The sequence below is a fragment of the Bacillus sp. 17RED48 genome (genome assembly GCF_019837545.1).
GTDB classification, from domain to species: Bacteria; Bacillota; Bacilli; order Bacillales; family Bacillaceae_G; genus Bacillus_A; species Bacillus_A wiedmannii.
In genome coordinates this window covers 1-15,770 of sequence record NZ_JADAXG010000024.1, presented here as the reverse complement: position 1 = coordinate 15,770, position 15,770 = coordinate 1, and the positions used below count along the sequence as shown (strand labels likewise).

Genomic DNA, 15,770 nt, shown 5'->3' with positions numbered 1-15,770 from the left:
TATATAAAGAAAAGAACGAAACATGTTGTTTCGTATTTTTTTATTTGTTTTAACAAAAAACTAATAAAGACAGTCAAACTATCCTTAGGAAAACTCCTAAGGACTTTTTTATATATTCAAAACCTGTATAATAAAGAGCAGAGAACATTGTGAGTAAAGTAGGTGAAGTCTGTGAGTAAATATGAAATAACAACAAACTCTTCTGAGGAAACACAAAGATTATCAGAAAAACTAGGTGGACTTGTCGGTGCACAAGATGTAATTATTTTAGAAGGAGATCTAGGGGCTGGTAAGACAACTTTTACAAAAGGGCTAGCAAAAGGTCTTGGAGTGAAAAGAGTTGTAAATAGTCCTACCTTTAATATTATTAAAGAATATAAAGGGAGATTGCCGCTATATCATATGGACGTGTATCGCTTAGCGGAAAGTGAAGAGGACTTAGGTTTTGATGAGTATTTCTACGGTGAAGGAATTACCGTAGTAGAATGGGCTCATTTAATAGAAGCATTTTTACCAAATGAGAAGTTACAAATTAGTTTATTCCATGCTGGAGATGATACAAGGAAAATTGTACTCGAGCCAATTGGAGATCGATATATTAGATTATGTGAGGAGCTATTACAAGATGAAAGTACTAGCAATTGATACTTCAAATTACGTAATGGGTGTATCCCTTATTGAGGAAGGAAACGTAATTGGGGAAATCATTACAAACTTAACAAAAAACCATTCTGTACGTCTTATGCCAGCTGTAGAGAAATTGTTAAAAGAATGTGGTGTAAAACCGAAAGAATTAACTAAAATCGTTGTAGCTGCTGGACCTGGATCATATACAGGTGTTCGTATAGGTGTGACAGCTGCAAAAACATTAGCTTGGTCACTTCAAATACCAATTGTAGGTGTATCAAGTTTAGAAGTAGTGGCTGCAAACGGTGCTAATTTTGATGGATTAATCTGTCCTTTATTTGATGGAAGACGCGGACAAATTTATACTGGGTTATATACATATGAAGGAGAGCATTTAACTTCTATAGAAGAAGACCGAATCATCCTTATTGTAGACTGGTTGCAAATGTTAAAAGATAAAGGAAAGCCGGTTTTATTTATTGGTAACGATGTTAAATTGCACAAAGAAACAATAATAGAACATTTAGGCAATCAAGCTGTATTTGCTCCTTTTACTAAAAATAACCCAAGACCAAGTGAGTTGGCGTTCTTAGGATTACAAAAAGAGGAACAAGACGTACATTCATTTGTTCCTAGTTATCTTCGTTTAGCTGAAGCCGAAACAAAGTGGTTAGAAAGTCAAAACAAGTAGGAGCTTGCAGAAGATGGATATGGTATTTAGAAAGATGGAACTCGGTGATATCGCTCAAATTGTAGCTATTGAAGAAGCGTCTTTTTCAACTCCTTGGACTGCAGATGCCTTTCACCGTGAGTTAACGACGAATGAACATGCACATTATGTTGTGCTAGAAAAAGATGGTCGTGTAATTGGGTATTGTGGATTGTGGATAATTATTGATGAATCACATATAACAAATGTAGCTATTTTGCCAGAATACAGAGGTCAAAAGCTAGGGGATGCTTTATTGAAAGAAGTTATTTCCGAAGCGAAAGATTTAGGAGTAAAAACGATGACACTTGAAGTACGTGTATCAAATGAAGTAGCAAAACAGTTATACAGAAAATACGGATTTCAAAATGGTGGAATTCGTAAACGATACTATGCAGACAATCAGGAAGATGGTCTCGTAATGTGGGTGAATATATAATGGAAAAAAATACGATTATACTTGGTATTGAAACAAGTTGTGATGAAACAGCAGTAGCAGTTGTTAAAAATGGAACGGAAATTATTGCGAATGTCGTTGCATCACAAATTGAAAGTCATAAACGTTTTGGCGGAGTTGTACCAGAGATTGCATCTCGTCATCATGTAGAAGAAATTACAGTTGTGTTAGAAGAAGCTTTAAAAGAAGCAAATATCACATTTGATGATATTGATGCAATTGCTGTAACAGAAGGACCTGGTTTAGTAGGAGCGCTTTTAATAGGGGTAAATGCAGCGAAAGCAGTGGCTTTTGCACATGATATTCCTTTAGTGGGTGTTCATCATATCGCTGGGCACATTTATGCGAACCGTTTAGTGAAAGAAGTTCAATTCCCACTACTATCACTTGTTGTATCTGGTGGACATACGGAGCTTGTTTATATGAAAGAACATGGTTCATTCGAAGTGATTGGTGAAACAAGAGATGATGCAGCTGGAGAGGCATATGATAAAGTAGCTCGAACGTTATCCATGCCATATCCAGGTGGTCCTCATATTGATCGCCTTGCACATGAAGGGGAACCGACAATCGATTTGCCTCGTGCATGGCTAGAACCTGATTCGTATGATTTCAGTTTTAGTGGATTGAAATCAGCAGTTATCAACACTGTGCATAACGCAAAACAACGCGGGATAGAAATTGCACCGGAAGATTTAGCGGCAAGTTTCCAAGAAAGTGTAATAGATGTGCTTGTAACGAAAGCATCTCGTGCAGCAGAAGCATATAACGTAAAGCAACTTCTTCTTGCTGGTGGAGTAGCTGCGAATAAAGGACTTCGCGCACGTTTGGAAGCGGAATTTGCGACAAAAGAAAATATTGAGCTAATTATTCCTCCACTATCTTTATGTACCGATAATGCAGCGATGATTGCAGCCGCAGGTACAATTGCATATGAACAAGGAAAACGTGCTACATTAGCTTTAAATGCAAATCCAGGATTAGATATTGAAGCATAGTTATGCACAAAATTAACCACAGCTTGTGGATAAAACCCATATTATCTGTTGATAATATGGGTTTTATTGTGTATATAAAATGTTGATAACTTTTTTGGGTATTGTGGATAATGTGGAAAAGTTATTTTGGAGTTTATTTTATAAAGGTGGATATGTGTATAAACCTGTGGATAAAGTAGGTGAAGTCTGACCTTTGAATGTATTCTTTTTTTGGGAAATAAATCGCAAGAAGATATCTCTAAAAAACATTTTGAAATGTGCCCTTATTATAGGGGCGAGCCAACGTTGTCAAACTTTGTCGGTAAATCGGTACGTCTTGTCGAAGCGTTTATACCCCAGCTAGAAGATAAAAAGGATGTCGCATAGTCAAAAATCCCGACTTATGAGACATCCTTCTTATTCATACTCTTATAAATGTAATTCTTCCCATTCTGCCATACAAGCATCAAGTTGCTCTTGTAGTGTTTGCTTTTTCGTTGTAATTTCACTAGCCTTTTCATAATCTGCGTATATTTCTGGTAAGCAAAGTTGATCTTCTAACGTAGCAATTTCTTCTTCAAATTCTACAATATTTTGTTCTAGTTCCTCAATTTTTCGAGTGCGTTGACGTTCTAATTGTTTACGCTCTTTTTCTTCGAGATAATTTAATTTTTCTTGAGCTACAGTTTTTTGAACAGGTGCTTGGTTTTCTTGCTGCTCTTGTTGTTCAAATGCTGCGCGTTCAATCATTTCATTTTTCTTCTCCACATAGTAATCGTAATCGCCTAAATACTCTTGTGCACCTTCTGTTGACAACTCAACAACGGTCGTCGTTACACGATTAATAAAGTAGCGGTCATGTGAAACAAATAGAAGGGTGCCTGGATAATCAATTAAAGCATTCTCCAAAATTTCTTTACTATTTAAATCAAGATGGTTCGTAGGTTCATCGAGAATTAATAAATTCGATTTTTGCATCATAAGTTTTGCAAGAGCTAATCGAGCTTTTTGTCCACCACTAAGAGAAGATACTGGTTTTAGTACATCATCCCCTGTGAATAAGAAGTTACCTAATATCGTGCGAATTTCTTTTTCGGGCTGCAATGGATATTCATCCCATAACTCATTTAAAACTCGCTTAGAAGATGTTAAATTTGCTTGTTCTTGATCATAATAACCAACAGATACATTGGATCCGAAAGAAACATGACCATTTAATAGTGGTAACTTATTCACAAGTGATTTTAATAATGTGGATTTCCCAATTCCGTTTGGACCAACTAAAGCAACGCTATCCCCACGAGTTAAGCGCATAGTTACATGTTCAATAATCGGATCATCATCATAGCCGATAGTTGCATCCTTTACTTGTAAAACATCATTTCCACTTTGTTTTTCGATATCGAAGTGGAAGGATGCTGACTTAGAATCACCTAATGGTCTAGTCAATAATTCCATTCTATCTAATTGTTTACGACGGCTTTGCGCACGTTTTGTCGTAGATGCGCGAGCTATATTTTTTTGAACGAAATCCTCAAGCTTAGCGATTTCATCTTGTTGTTTTTCATAACGTTTCATGTCTTGCTCGTATAATGCTGATTTTAAGTCTAAATATTTACTGTAGTTACCAACAAATCGTCTGCTTTCTTTATTCGAAATTTCATATACTTGTGTAACGAGTTTATCTAAGAAATAACGGTCATGGGAAACGATTAGTATTGCGCCAGGATAGCCTTGTAAATATTGTTCAAGCCATGTTAATGTTTCGATGTCTAAATGGTTTGTAGGCTCGTCCAAAATAAGTAGGTCTGGTTTCGTTAATAATAATTTACCGAGAGCTAATCGTGTTTTTTGTCCACCACTTAATGTAGAAATCGTCGTCTGGTGCGTTTCAACTGGGAAGCCAAGACCACTTAAAATCGAGCGAATATCTGCTTCATATTGATATCCACCTTGATCTTTATAATCTAATTGCAATTGGTCATAATCAGCTAATAATCTTTCATATGTAGCCTCGTTTGAAAAATTTTCTTCTTTTCCCATCTCTTGCTCTAGCCTTCGAAGTTTTGTCTCCATTTGCTGCAAGTGTGTAAAGACGGTTAACATTTCATCCCAAATTGTTAAAGACGTTTCTAACCCGGTATTTTGAGCTAAATATCCGATTGAGACATCTTTTGGTTTTATAATTTCGCCACCATCATGAGATAGCTCACCAGCTATTATTTTTAATAATGTAGATTTTCCGGCCCCATTTCGTCCGACTAATGCGATACGATCTTTCGTTTGAACTTCTAATTTTATGTTTGCAAGAATCGTTTCTGCACCGTATAATTTCGTAAGCGCGTTTACTTGTAATAAAATCAATGTTTTCACCTCAAATAATTTCTTAACTTTGCCATGTTTATATTTCTCAATCATACTAAAAATAGTGTATAGTTTAAAATAAAGAGAGAATACTTCTTCTCTTTATTATACAGGGAAATTCATGAGTGCTAAACTTCTGTATTTGATTCAAGTATATGAATAAAGATAGGAAGAGAGGAGAGGTTATATGGAGCAGCAAAAAATTCCACAGGCCACTGCCAAACGATTGCCTCTATACTATCGATTTATCCAAAACTTATCTCTTTCTGGTAAGCAACGTGTTTCATCAGCCGAATTGAGCGAAGCGGTAAAAGTTGATTCCGCAACGATTCGAAGAGATTTTTCGTATTTTGGAGCGTTAGGGAAAAAAGGTTATGGATATAACGTAAATTATTTATTATCATTTTTCCGTGAAACACTCGACCAAGATGATATAACACGTGTAGCACTTATTGGAGTAGGTAATTTAGGGACCGCTTTCTTACATTATAATTTCACGAAAAACAATAATACAAAAATTGAAATGGCGTTTGATGTTAGTGAAGAGAAAGTCGGGACAGAAATCGGGGGCATTCCTGTATATCATTTAGATGAATTAGAAGAACGTTTATCAACTGATATACAAGTGGCAATATTAACAGTACCCGCTACAGTAGCACAATCTGTAGCAGATAGATTGGCAGAAACGAACGTGCATGGTATTTTAAATTTCACACCAGCGCGCTTAAATGTGTCAGATAATATAAGAATTCACCATATTGATTTAGCGGTAGAGTTACAAACACTCGTTTACTTTTTAAAGAATTATCCACAATAAAACGCAGAGGAAGCGACCTCTGCGTTTTATTATTGTTTTTTCTTTGTGAATTTAACTAATATAAGGCGAAGTGCCAAATTAAAATCAATTGTTGCCATAACTGCAAATAGTATTGTCCACATATAGATGAATTAGAAGAACGTTTATCAACTGATATACAAGTGGCAATATTAACAGTACCCGCTACAGTAGCACAATCTGTAGCAGATAGATTGGCAGAAACGAACGTGCATGGTATTTTAAATTTCACACCAGCGCGCTTAAATGTGTCAGATAATATAAGAATTCACCATATTGATTTAGCGGTAGAGTTACAAACACTCGTTTACTTTTTAAAGAATTATCCACAATAAAACGCAGAGGAAGCGACCTCTGCGTTTTATTATTGTTTTTTCTTTGTGAATTTAACTAATATAAGGCGAAGTGCCAAATTAAAATCAATTGTTGCCATAACTGCAAATAGTATTGTCCACATATTCCAGATTGTATCTGTTACGTTCGTAATGGCGAAGCGTGTAAAGATACATCCTAGAAGGAAGTACAATGCAGCCATGAACAATGGTGAGTTCCTCATACTAAAAATCCTCCGATAAAGCCTTGCATTTTTTCAGCTTCTTTAATCATTTCTTGAATTTGTTCATTGCTCATTAAAACTTGAGCAACTGCAACTAATGTATTCATTGCAACATGAGCTGCGATAGGGACGATAATACGCTTCGTTTTTACATATAAAAAGGCGAATACGAGTCCCATAGAAGTGTATACCAATAAGTGAGTGAAATCAAAATGAATTGCTGCGAATACAAGAGAACTAATGATAGCAGCGATAAAGAAGTTAAACTTCTTATAAAGTGTACCAAATAAAATTTTTCTAAATACGATTTCTTCCAAAATAGGTCCTATTATAGAGATGACGATAAGGAACCAAGGTGTCGTTCTTGCGATATCCATAAGTCTTGCTGTATTTTCTGATCCAGGTTTAATTCCTAATACACGCATTTCTATCATACCGGCAATACTTTGTGAGAAAAATGCTAGGAAGAACCCGATAAAAATCCAACCAATCGTAGCTGGAACAGTAGAGCGCATTGTATCTAAACGTCTGTCACGAATATCTGTTCTAAGTAACCAAAGTACGATACATAATGCAATAAAGAAGCTAATGATTGCCCAGTGGCCAGTTATGAGTTGAAATTTCTCTTCTCTAGTAAATCCCCTGTTATCATAAAGTCCAGTTTTCAGCAGAAGTGGTAATCCAGCAATGGATGATAACTGCATTAAAATGTATGTAACGATAACCCACCAATATTGTTTTTTCAAATGGTTTAACCATCCTTTCTAACTCTAGTGTATGAGATAAGGTAGGATAACATGTAAGTATGCTACCTACGATATAAACTTCACTTAAATTATGTTTTTTTCGTAAATCCTTATTTGAAATTATAATAGAAGACAGGAGAAAGTTGTGTGTATAGCGAAAACAACTTAGGGTGTCCTTTCATATTGTAACATACGAGTAGTGGAAACAACGATTCATATGGTAAAGGTAGAAGAAGAGGGACTCTATATAGAAAAGTGTATAGCTTAATTTGCGAAAAAATTATGATTTTTTTACTTGCAAAAGAAATTGAGATTATTTATTATTATAAGTGTGTTAGCACTCGAGTGACTTGAGTGCTAATAAATAAAATTTACATAACAAAATGAGGAGGTTATTGTTCATGCTAAAGCCATTAGGTGATCGCGTTGTAATTGAGCTTGTTCAAGCAGAAGAAAAAACAGCAAGTGGTATTGTATTACCAGACACTGCAAAAGAAAAACCACAAGAGGGTAAAGTTATTGCAGTAGGTACTGGTCGAGTGCTTGAAAATGGTGAGCGTGTTGCTTTAGAGGTAGCTGCAGGTGATCTTATCATCTTCTCAAAATATGCAGGTACTGAAGTGAAATATGAAGGTACTGACTACTTGATTTTACGTGAAAGTGACATTTTAGCAGTTATCGGTTAATTATATAAATCTTAAAAAATTCAAGGGGGTCAATTATTATGGCAAAAGATATTAAATTTAGTGAAGAAGCACGTCGTTCGATGCTTCGCGGTGTCGACACTCTTGCAAACGCAGTAAAAGTAACGCTTGGACCAAAAGGTCGTAACGTTGTACTTGAGAAAAAATTCGGTTCACCACTTATTACAAATGACGGTGTAACAATTGCAAAAGAAATCGAATTAGAAGATGCATTCGAAAACATGGGTGCAAAATTAGTAGCAGAAGTTGCTAGCAAAACAAATGATGTAGCTGGTGACGGAACGACAACTGCAACTGTATTAGCACAAGCTATGATTCGTGAAGGTCTTAAAAACGTAACAGCTGGTGCGAACCCAATGGGTCTTCGTAAAGGTATCGAAAAAGCTGTTACTGCTGCAATCGCAGAATTAAAAGAGATTTCTAAACCAATCGAAGGTAAATCTTCTATCGCACAAGTAGCTGCTATTTCTGCGGCTGACGAAGAAGTTGGTCAATTAATCGCTGAAGCAATGGAGCGCGTTGGTAACGACGGCGTTATTACTTTAGAAGAATCTAAAGGATTTACAACAGAATTAGACGTAGTAGAAGGTATGCAATTTGATCGTGGATATGCATCTCCTTACATGATTACTGATTCTGACAAAATGGAAGCAGTTCTTGATAACCCATACATCTTAATTACTGATAAGAAGATTTCTAACATCCAAGAAATCTTACCAGTATTAGAGCAAGTGGTACAACAAGGTAAACCACTTCTTATCATCGCTGAAGACGTAGAAGGCGAAGCTTTAGCTACATTAGTAGTGAACAAACTTCGTGGTACATTCAATGTAGTAGCTGTTAAAGCTCCTGGATTTGGTGACCGTCGTAAAGCAATGCTAGAAGATATCGCAATCTTAACTGGTGGCGAAGTAATCACTGAAGAATTAGGTCGTGACTTAAAATCTGCTACAATTGAATCTTTAGGACGCGCTGGTAAAGTTGTTGTAACGAAAGAAAACACAACTGTAGTTGAAGGTATCGGAAATTCACAACAAATCGAAGCTCGCATTGGCCAAATCCGCGCGCAATTAGAAGAAACTACTTCTGAATTCGATCGTGAAAAATTACAAGAGCGTCTTGCAAAACTTGCAGGTGGCGTAGCAGTAATTAAAGTAGGTGCAGCAACTGAAACTGAGTTAAAAGAGCGCAAACTTCGTATTGAAGATGCACTTAACTCAACTCGTGCAGCAGTAGAAGAAGGTATCGTTGCAGGTGGTGGTACTTCACTTATGAACGTATACACGAAAGTAGCTTCTATCGTAGCTGAAGGCGACGAAGCAACAGGTATCAACATCGTACTTCGCGCACTAGAAGAGCCAGTTCGTCAAATCGCAATCAACGCTGGTCTAGAAGGATCTGTAGTTGTAGAGCGTCTAAAAGGCGAAAAAGTAGGCGTTGGTTTCAACGCAGCTACTGGCGAGTGGGTTAACATGCTTGAAACTGGTATCGTAGATCCAGCTAAAGTAACTCGCTCTGCACTTCAAAACGCAGCATCTGTTGCAGCTATGTTCTTAACGACTGAAGCTGTAGTAGCTGACAAGCCAGAACCAAATGCACCAGCAATGCCTGACATGGGCGGCATGGGCATGGGCGGTATGGGCGGAATGATGTAATTCCGTTTGCTCGAAAAACATCCATTTCTATATAGAAATGGATGTTTTTTTATGTTTTTTAGAAAAGGAAATTAATTTCTGTAGAATTTTGTCGCTTTCTCTCTTGACCATATCGATACTTCATTGTTAGAATCTAGGAAGATAATATAAAACAATCCTTCATATATCCTCGATGATATGGTTTGAGAGTCTCTACCGGGTTACCGTAAACAACCTGACTATGAAGGCAGTGCGTCTTATATTTATAAAGAGCGGAAGACTATCTTTCTTTATAAAGCCAGACCCCTGCCTTTTCTTTGTTATGAGACTAGAGGCGGAGGACTGGCTTTTTTTATTATATTAGTAATGCTTTTTGCCTAATTGGTAAAAATATTTATATACGAGAACTAACGTTGGGGTGATTATTTTGAAGAAGCAGCATGATACAATTATCGTTTTAGATTTTGGGAGTCAGTACAATCAGTTAATAGCACGTCGAATTCGTGAGTTCGGTGTATACAGTGAACTTCATCCACATACAATTACTGCAGAAGAAATTAAAGCAATGAATCCAAAAGGGATTATCTTCTCTGGTGGACCAAATAGTGTATACGGTGAAGGCGCATTACATTGTGATGAAAAAATCTTTGAACTAGGATTACCGATCTTCGGTATTTGTTACGGTATGCAGCTTATGACGCAACACTTCGGTGGGAAAGTAGAACGTGCAAACCACCGTGAGTACGGAAAAGCTGTTCTTAAAGTAGAGAACGAATCAAAATTATATACGAACCTTCCAGAAGAGCAAGTTGTATGGATGAGCCATGGCGACTTAGTAACTGGTTTACCTGAAGGATTCGTAGTAGATGCGACAAGTGAGTCTTGTCCGATTGCTGGTATGAGCAATGAAGAGCAAAACTTATACGGTGTACAATTCCACCCAGAAGTACGTCACTCTGAGCACGGTAACGATTTAATTAAAAACTTCGTATTCGGCGCATGTGGTTGTTCTGAAGGATGGAACATGGAGAACTTTATCGAAGTAGAATTAGAGAAAATCCGTGAAACTGTTGGAGACAAAAAAGTACTATGCGCACTTAGCGGCGGTGTAGACTCTTCTGTTGTAGCAGTATTAATTCATAAAGCAATCGGCGACCAATTAACATGTATTTTCGTTGACCACGGTTTACTTCGTAAAGGTGAAGCAGAAGGCGTTATGAAAACATTCAGCGAAGGCTTCCACATGAACGTTATTAAAGTGGATGCACAAGAACGCTTCATGAACAAGTTAAAAGGTGTAGAAGATCCAGAGCAAAAACGTAAAATAATCGGTAATGAATTCATTTACGTATTTGATGATGAAGCTTCTAAATTACAAGGTATGGACTTCCTAGCACAAGGTACACTTTATACAGATATCGTTGAGAGTGGTACAGCAACTGCACAAACAATTAAATCTCACCATAACGTTGGTGGTCTTCCAGAAGACATGCAGTTCAAATTAATCGAGCCTTTAAACACGTTATTTAAAGATGAAGTACGTGTATTAGGATCAGAATTAGGAATTCCTGATGAAATCGTATGGCGTCAACCATTCCCAGGCCCTGGTCTTGGTATTCGTGTATTAGGTGAAATCACAGAAGAGAAATTAGAAATCGTTCGTGAATCTGATGCGATTTTACGTGAAGAAATTATTAAAGCAGGCTTAGACCGCGAAGTTTGGCAATACTTCACTGCGCTTCCTGGTATGCGTAGTGTAGGTGTTATGGGTGACGAGCGTACTTACGATTACACAGTAGGTATCCGCGCAGTAACTTCTATCGATGGTATGACAGCTGACTGGGCACGTATCCCTTGGGACGTATTAGAGAAAATCTCTGTACGTATCGTAAACGAAGTAAAACACGTTAACCGTATCGTGTATGATATAACAAGCAAGCCACCAGCAACTATTGAGTGGGAATAATATTATAAAAAAAGATCCATCTATTGCTCATGCATAGATGGATCTTTTTTATTTTCACCCTTAATACGAACGAAATTATAAAAGTTTATAAAAATGTTCGTTTTTAAATTGACAAAACCACCTCCTCGAGTTAATATGAGTATGTAATTCAAACGAAAAGTGAATATTATGCCGTCGTATAATATCGGGGATATGGCCCGAAAGTTTCTACCTAGCTACCGTAAATGGCTTGACTACGAGGCGTTTAGATAAAGATGAGGGGAAACTTGTCTTTATTCATAGAACGCTTCCATGTATATGCAATGGAAGCCTTTTTTATTTTTAATAGATAAAAGAGGGCTAGGGAGATTACGGCGAGTAATCATATAACGGGGGAAACGTAAGATGAAACGCTATTTTCAGTTTGATGAACTCGGTACAAATTATAAAACAGAGTTCATAGCAGGTTTAACGACATTTTTATCTATGGCTTATGTATTATTTGTCAATCCTGCTACGCTGTCACTTGGAAATGTTAAAGGGTTACCAGCAGGTACAGGAATGGATCCAGGTGCAGTATTCGTTGCTACAGCATTAGCAGCGGCAATTGGTTCGTTAATTATGGGGATCTTCGCGAAGTATCCGATTGCTTTGGCGCCGGGTATGGGAATTAACGCGTTCTTTGCTTATACGGCAGTGTTAACGATGGGTATTCCGTGGCAAACAGCAATTGCTGGAACATTAATGTCAGGTATTATCTTTATTATTCTTACAGCTTCAGGTATTCGTGAAAAAATCATTAATGCAATTCCAACAGAGTTAAAGTTTGCAGTAGCGGCAGGTATCGGATTGTTCATTGCCTTCCTTGGATTCCAAAATGCCGGAATTATCGTGAAAAATGATGCTGTTCTTGTTGGGTTGGGGGATTTAACAAAGGGCACAACGTTACTAGCAATCTTCGGGGTTGTTACGACAATCATCTTCATGATTAAGAAAATAAATGGTGCAGTTTTCTACGGTATGATTCTTACAGCAATCTTAGGAGTAGCGACAGGATTAATTGATACTCCGAAAGCGGTAGTGGGAGCAATACCGAGTCTAGAACCAACGTTCGGTGTGGCGTTAACTCACTTCGGAGATATTTTCACTGTTCAAATGGTGATTGTTATTATAACGTTCTTCTTCATCGATTTCTTTGATACAGCAGGTACACTTGTAGCGGTTGCGAATCAAGCTGGATTAATGAAGAACAATAAATTACCACGTGCAGGAAAAGCATTATTTGCAGATGCGATTGCAACTGTAATCGGTGCAATCTTAGGTACATCAACAACAACGTCTTACATTGAATCTTCTGCTGGGGTAGCAGCGGGTGGACGTTCTGGATTTACAGCAGTTGTAACAGCAGGGTTCTTCTTACTGGCACTATTCTTCTCGCCATTATTAAGCGTTGTAACACCAGCTGTAACGGCACCAGCTTTAATTATTGTAGGAATCTTAATGGTTTCATCTTTAGGCGAAATTGATTGGAAGAAGTTCGAGATTGCAGTACCAGCATTCTTTACAATCATTTCAATGCCACTTACGTATAGTATTGCGACAGGGATTGCAATCGGGTTTATCTTCTATCCAATTACAATGGTAGTAAGTGGTCGTCGTAAAGAGATTCATCCAATTATGTATGTTATGGGAGTGTTATTCGTACTATATTTCATCTACGTTCGTAAATAAAAGGGGTTTTTTGAAAGGTCTAGACTTAAGGGGAGTCTAGACCTTTTTTGCGTCTTCAGAAAATCTTAAGGATTTCCGAGCGTTTTTCTTCAGAAGTTTTCCTATAATAGAAGTTAGGGATTAAAAAAGTGATGGGGGAGATATTGTGGCACACGAAACAATACTTGTCGTAGATGATGAAAAAGAAATTCGAAATTTAATTACAATCTATTTAAAGAATGAAGGATATAAAGTATTGCAAGCAGGAGATGGTGAAGAAGGATTACGCCTATTAGAAGAAAATGAAGTGCATCTAGTCGTATTGGATATTATGATGCCGAAAGTAGATGGTATTCATATGTGTATGAAAGTAAGAGAATCGAAAGAAATGCCGATTATTATGCTTTCGGCGAAAACGCAAGATATGGACAAGATTTTAGGATTAACTACAGGTGCAGATGATTACGTAACGAAACCATTTAATCCGTTAGAGTTAATCGCAAGAATTAAATCTCAGTTACGTCGTTATATGAAGATGAATGGTTTTGCTATTCAAAATGAGGACGAGTTAGAAATTGGAGAGATGAAAATAAACATTTCAACCCATAAAGTTATTGTGGATGGAGAAGAAGTGAAATTGACACCGAGGGAATTTTCAATTTTAGAATTACTAGCTCGTAACCCGGGTATGGTCTTTAGTGCGGAACAAATTTATGAAAAGGTTTGGAATGAAAGATCTTTCCAGTCGGATAACACGGTAATGGTTCATATTCGGAAAGTGCGTGAGAAGATTGAGGAGAATCCAAGGAAGCCTAGATATATAAAAACTGTATGGGGAGTGGGATATAAGATTGAAAAAGATATTTAATCCATTTACTTATATTAGGAAAACTAGAGAATTAATTGAAAAGCTAGTGAAGAGGGTGAAGCGGAGTGTACGCATTCAACTTATTACTGCGTTTACTGCTTGTGCGTTGTTAGGGATTTTGTCAGCAAAAGCAGCAGCACCTTTTTTTGAGAATGCGAATCGGCAGGCGACAATCGATTATCGGTCTGGTATGGAGCAAATTAATCAACAAGCCCAAAGTGTGGCAAATAGTTCAGTTCATGAAAATAAATTAGAAGCTATATCAAGTATGATTGAAATAGAGAATCAAAATTTAGAACAAAACTCTAGAGCTTTAAAAGTGTTGGTTACTGACGAGAGTGGAAAAGTTTTATATAAGACGAAGCAGGCGCAAGAAGAACAAATTGATTTGCATAATACAATTCGTAATGCATCATCGTTTGCGATTAATTATATGAATGGTAGAAAAGAATTTGAAAGTACAAGAAAAGAATTTATAGCTTTTGCACCTATTACAATAGAAGATAAGAATTTATACATGTTTGTTAGTGGCATTCCGGAAGGTGAAGTAATATATGATACGCAAGAAGGACCGTTTCCATTTTTCATAGGTGTACTTGTATTTATTTTCTCTTTCTTCTATATAACAAAGAGAAAGATGAAGCAAATTGAAGCGATGGCGCAAGGTGTAAAGGAAATAGAAAAAGGAAATTTAGCGTATCGTATTGAGAAAAAAGGTGAAGATGAGATTGCGTCTTTAACTGAGAATATTAATAATATGGCGGAAGAGCTTATGAATAATATAGAAAAGGAACGTAAATTAGAGAAGCAAAAGAATGAGCTTATTACGAATGTGTCACACGATTTACGTACACCACTGACTTCTATAATGGGTTACTTGCGATTACTTCGAGATTCTAAATATGAAAATAAAGAACAACATGATGAGTATACGAGAATTGCTTTTGCGAAGTCGGAGCAGTTAAAGAATTTAATAGAAGATTTATTTGAGTATACGAAGTTAACAAATGAGCAAGTTATATTAGAAAAACAAGAGGTTTGTATAAATGAGTTATTGGAGCAATTAATAGAAGAGTTAGTACCGCAAGCAGAAGAGCATGGACTTACGTTTGTTAAGAAGTTTCCTGAGGAACGTGCCTATGCAGCGGTTGATTCGGAAAAGATGGTTCGTGTGTTTGATAATTTATTAATGAACGCGATTAAGTATAGTAAAGATGATGGGGAGATAAAAGTTTCTCTTCAAAGGCAGCGCCGGGATATACAAATTGTAATTGCGAATCATAGTGAAGAGTTTACGAGAGAAGAGTTAGGGAGTTTGTTTGAACGATTTTATAAGAAGGATCAATCTAGAAGTAGAGTAACAGAAGGATCGGGACTTGGATTAGCGATTGCGAAAAGTATTGTTGAGTTGCAAGGTGGCAGTATTCGAGCGGAATATGAGGATGGTATTATTCAGTTTATCGTTTCGTTACCAATTATAGAAAAATAATAAATGAATAGAATGATATTTGATAAAAAGGTTTATTTTAAAAGAAATAAGCCTTTTTATATTTTTTTAGAAAAATATGTTGACGATTAGAGTATAGAGGTGTAATATAGAACAAGTCGCCGATGCAATAACGCAGAACGCGGCAAACA

14 protein-coding genes, 2 pseudogenes and 2 riboswitches are annotated in these 15,770 nt (G+C 36.8%); of the genes and pseudogenes, 12 read left to right on the top strand and 4 right to left on the bottom strand.

Annotated elements, in window-relative coordinates; genetic code table 11:
* Nucleotides 1-171: 171 nt before the first annotated feature.
* From tsaE to tsaD, 4 genes are read left to right on the top strand one after another with little or no spacing between them, the layout of a single operon-like run.
* Nucleotides 172-645 (top strand): tRNA (adenosine(37)-N6)-threonylcarbamoyltransferase complex ATPase subunit type 1 TsaE, encoded by a 474-nt coding sequence (gene tsaE / locus ILT06_RS31595; protein ID WP_000049636.1) that lies wholly within the window; start codon nucleotides 172-174, stop codon nucleotides 643-645.
* A complete protein-coding gene (gene tsaB, locus ILT06_RS31590) occupies nucleotides 626-1,318 on the top strand; it encodes a tRNA (adenosine(37)-N6)-threonylcarbamoyltransferase complex dimerization subunit type 1 TsaB (RefSeq protein WP_064475179.1) in 693 nt (230 codons plus the stop codon). The genes tsaE and tsaB overlap by 20 nt, the downstream gene beginning before the upstream one ends.
* A gap of 13 nt (nucleotides 1,319-1,331) precedes the next feature.
* Nucleotides 1,332-1,775 (top strand): ribosomal protein S18-alanine N-acetyltransferase, encoded by a 444-nt coding sequence (gene rimI, locus ILT06_RS31585; RefSeq protein WP_064475180.1) that lies wholly within the window; start codon nucleotides 1,332-1,334, stop codon nucleotides 1,773-1,775.
* Entirely contained in the window at nucleotides 1,775-2,791 is a 1,017-nt protein-coding gene (gene tsaD / locus ILT06_RS31580) for a tRNA (adenosine(37)-N6)-threonylcarbamoyltransferase complex transferase subunit TsaD (RefSeq protein WP_064475181.1), read from the top strand. Before rimI ends, tsaD begins: the two co-directional genes overlap by 1 nt.
* 408 nt (nucleotides 2,792-3,199) lie before the next feature.
* Here the strand turns inward: tsaD and ILT06_RS31575 are convergent, their stop codons facing one another.
* Entirely contained in the window at nucleotides 3,200-5,134 is a 1,935-nt protein-coding gene (locus ILT06_RS31575; protein ID WP_218779097.1) for an ABC-F family ATP-binding cassette domain-containing protein, read from the bottom strand.
* A 187-nt stretch (nucleotides 5,135-5,321) separates the two neighbouring features.
* Here ILT06_RS31575 and ILT06_RS31570 point away from each other — a divergent pair, with 187 nt between their 5' ends.
* Nucleotides 5,322-5,951 (top strand): redox-sensing transcriptional repressor Rex, encoded by a 630-nt coding sequence (locus ILT06_RS31570; protein WP_000437704.1) that lies wholly within the window; start codon nucleotides 5,322-5,324, stop codon nucleotides 5,949-5,951.
* 29 nt (nucleotides 5,952-5,980) lie between these two features.
* On the opposite strand, the pseudogene ILT06_RS31565 reads toward ILT06_RS31570, so the two are convergent.
* Nucleotides 5,981-6,073, bottom strand: a pseudogene (locus ILT06_RS31565) (DUF4305 domain-containing protein); the annotation flags it as partial.
* Here ILT06_RS31565 and ILT06_RS31560 point away from each other — a divergent pair.
* A pseudogene (locus tag ILT06_RS31560) lies at nucleotides 6,071-6,304 on the top strand (redox-sensing transcriptional repressor Rex); the annotation flags it as partial. The pseudogenes ILT06_RS31565 and ILT06_RS31560 overlap by 3 nt on opposite strands.
* Before the next feature lie 29 nt (nucleotides 6,305-6,333).
* Here the strand turns inward: ILT06_RS31560 and ILT06_RS31555 are convergent.
* Together ILT06_RS31555 and ILT06_RS31550 are read right to left on the bottom strand one after the other, a co-directional pair.
* Nucleotides 6,334-6,525 (bottom strand): YdiK family protein, encoded by a 192-nt coding sequence (locus ILT06_RS31555; RefSeq protein ID WP_001246201.1) that lies wholly within the window; start codon nucleotides 6,523-6,525, stop codon nucleotides 6,334-6,336.
* A complete protein-coding gene (locus ILT06_RS31550) occupies nucleotides 6,522-7,271 on the bottom strand; it encodes a CPBP family intramembrane glutamic endopeptidase (RefSeq protein WP_000745348.1) in 750 nt (249 codons plus the stop codon). The genes ILT06_RS31555 and ILT06_RS31550 overlap by 4 nt, the downstream gene beginning before the upstream one ends.
* 401 nt (nucleotides 7,272-7,672) lie before the next feature.
* Here ILT06_RS31550 and groES point away from each other — a divergent pair, with 401 nt between their 5' ends.
* The 6 genes from groES to ILT06_RS31520 all read left to right on the top strand — a co-directional run bounded on the left by groES (nucleotide 7,673) and on the right by ILT06_RS31520 (nucleotide 15,621).
* Nucleotides 7,673-7,957, top strand: coding sequence for a co-chaperone GroES (gene groES / locus ILT06_RS31545; protein ID WP_000917306.1), 285 nt, complete (start codon nucleotides 7,673-7,675; stop codon nucleotides 7,955-7,957).
* 38 nt (nucleotides 7,958-7,995) lie between these two features.
* Entirely contained in the window at nucleotides 7,996-9,630 is a 1,635-nt protein-coding gene (gene groL / locus ILT06_RS31540) for a chaperonin GroEL (RefSeq protein WP_001029984.1), read from the top strand.
* Between the two features lie 139 nt (nucleotides 9,631-9,769).
* A riboswitch (purine riboswitch) is annotated at nucleotides 9,770-9,871 on the top strand.
* A gap of 165 nt (nucleotides 9,872-10,036) precedes the next feature.
* Complete coding sequence (gene guaA / locus ILT06_RS31535; protein ID WP_132136588.1) at nucleotides 10,037-11,575, top strand: glutamine-hydrolyzing GMP synthase; 1,539 nt, start codon at nucleotides 10,037-10,039, stop codon at nucleotides 11,573-11,575.
* Nucleotides 11,576-11,729: 154 nt separating this feature from the next.
* Nucleotides 11,730-11,831, top strand: a riboswitch (purine riboswitch).
* 128 nt (nucleotides 11,832-11,959) lie between these two features.
* The gene (locus ILT06_RS31530) at nucleotides 11,960-13,285 is read left to right on the top strand and encodes an NCS2 family permease (RefSeq protein WP_000833102.1); all 1,326 of its coding nucleotides are present in this window, start codon (nucleotides 11,960-11,962) and stop codon (nucleotides 13,283-13,285) included.
* Between the two features lie 145 nt (nucleotides 13,286-13,430).
* The gene (locus ILT06_RS31525; protein WP_064475196.1) at nucleotides 13,431-14,132 is read left to right on the top strand and encodes a response regulator transcription factor; all 702 of its coding nucleotides are present in this window, start codon (nucleotides 13,431-13,433) and stop codon (nucleotides 14,130-14,132) included.
* Nucleotides 14,116-15,621 carry a sensor histidine kinase gene (locus ILT06_RS31520; RefSeq protein ID WP_088046836.1) on the top strand — a complete coding sequence of 502 codons (1,506 nt, stop codon included), beginning with the start codon at nucleotides 14,116-14,118 and terminating at the stop codon, nucleotides 15,619-15,621. The genes ILT06_RS31525 and ILT06_RS31520 overlap by 17 nt, the downstream gene beginning before the upstream one ends.
* Nucleotides 15,622-15,770: the final 149 nt, after the last annotated feature.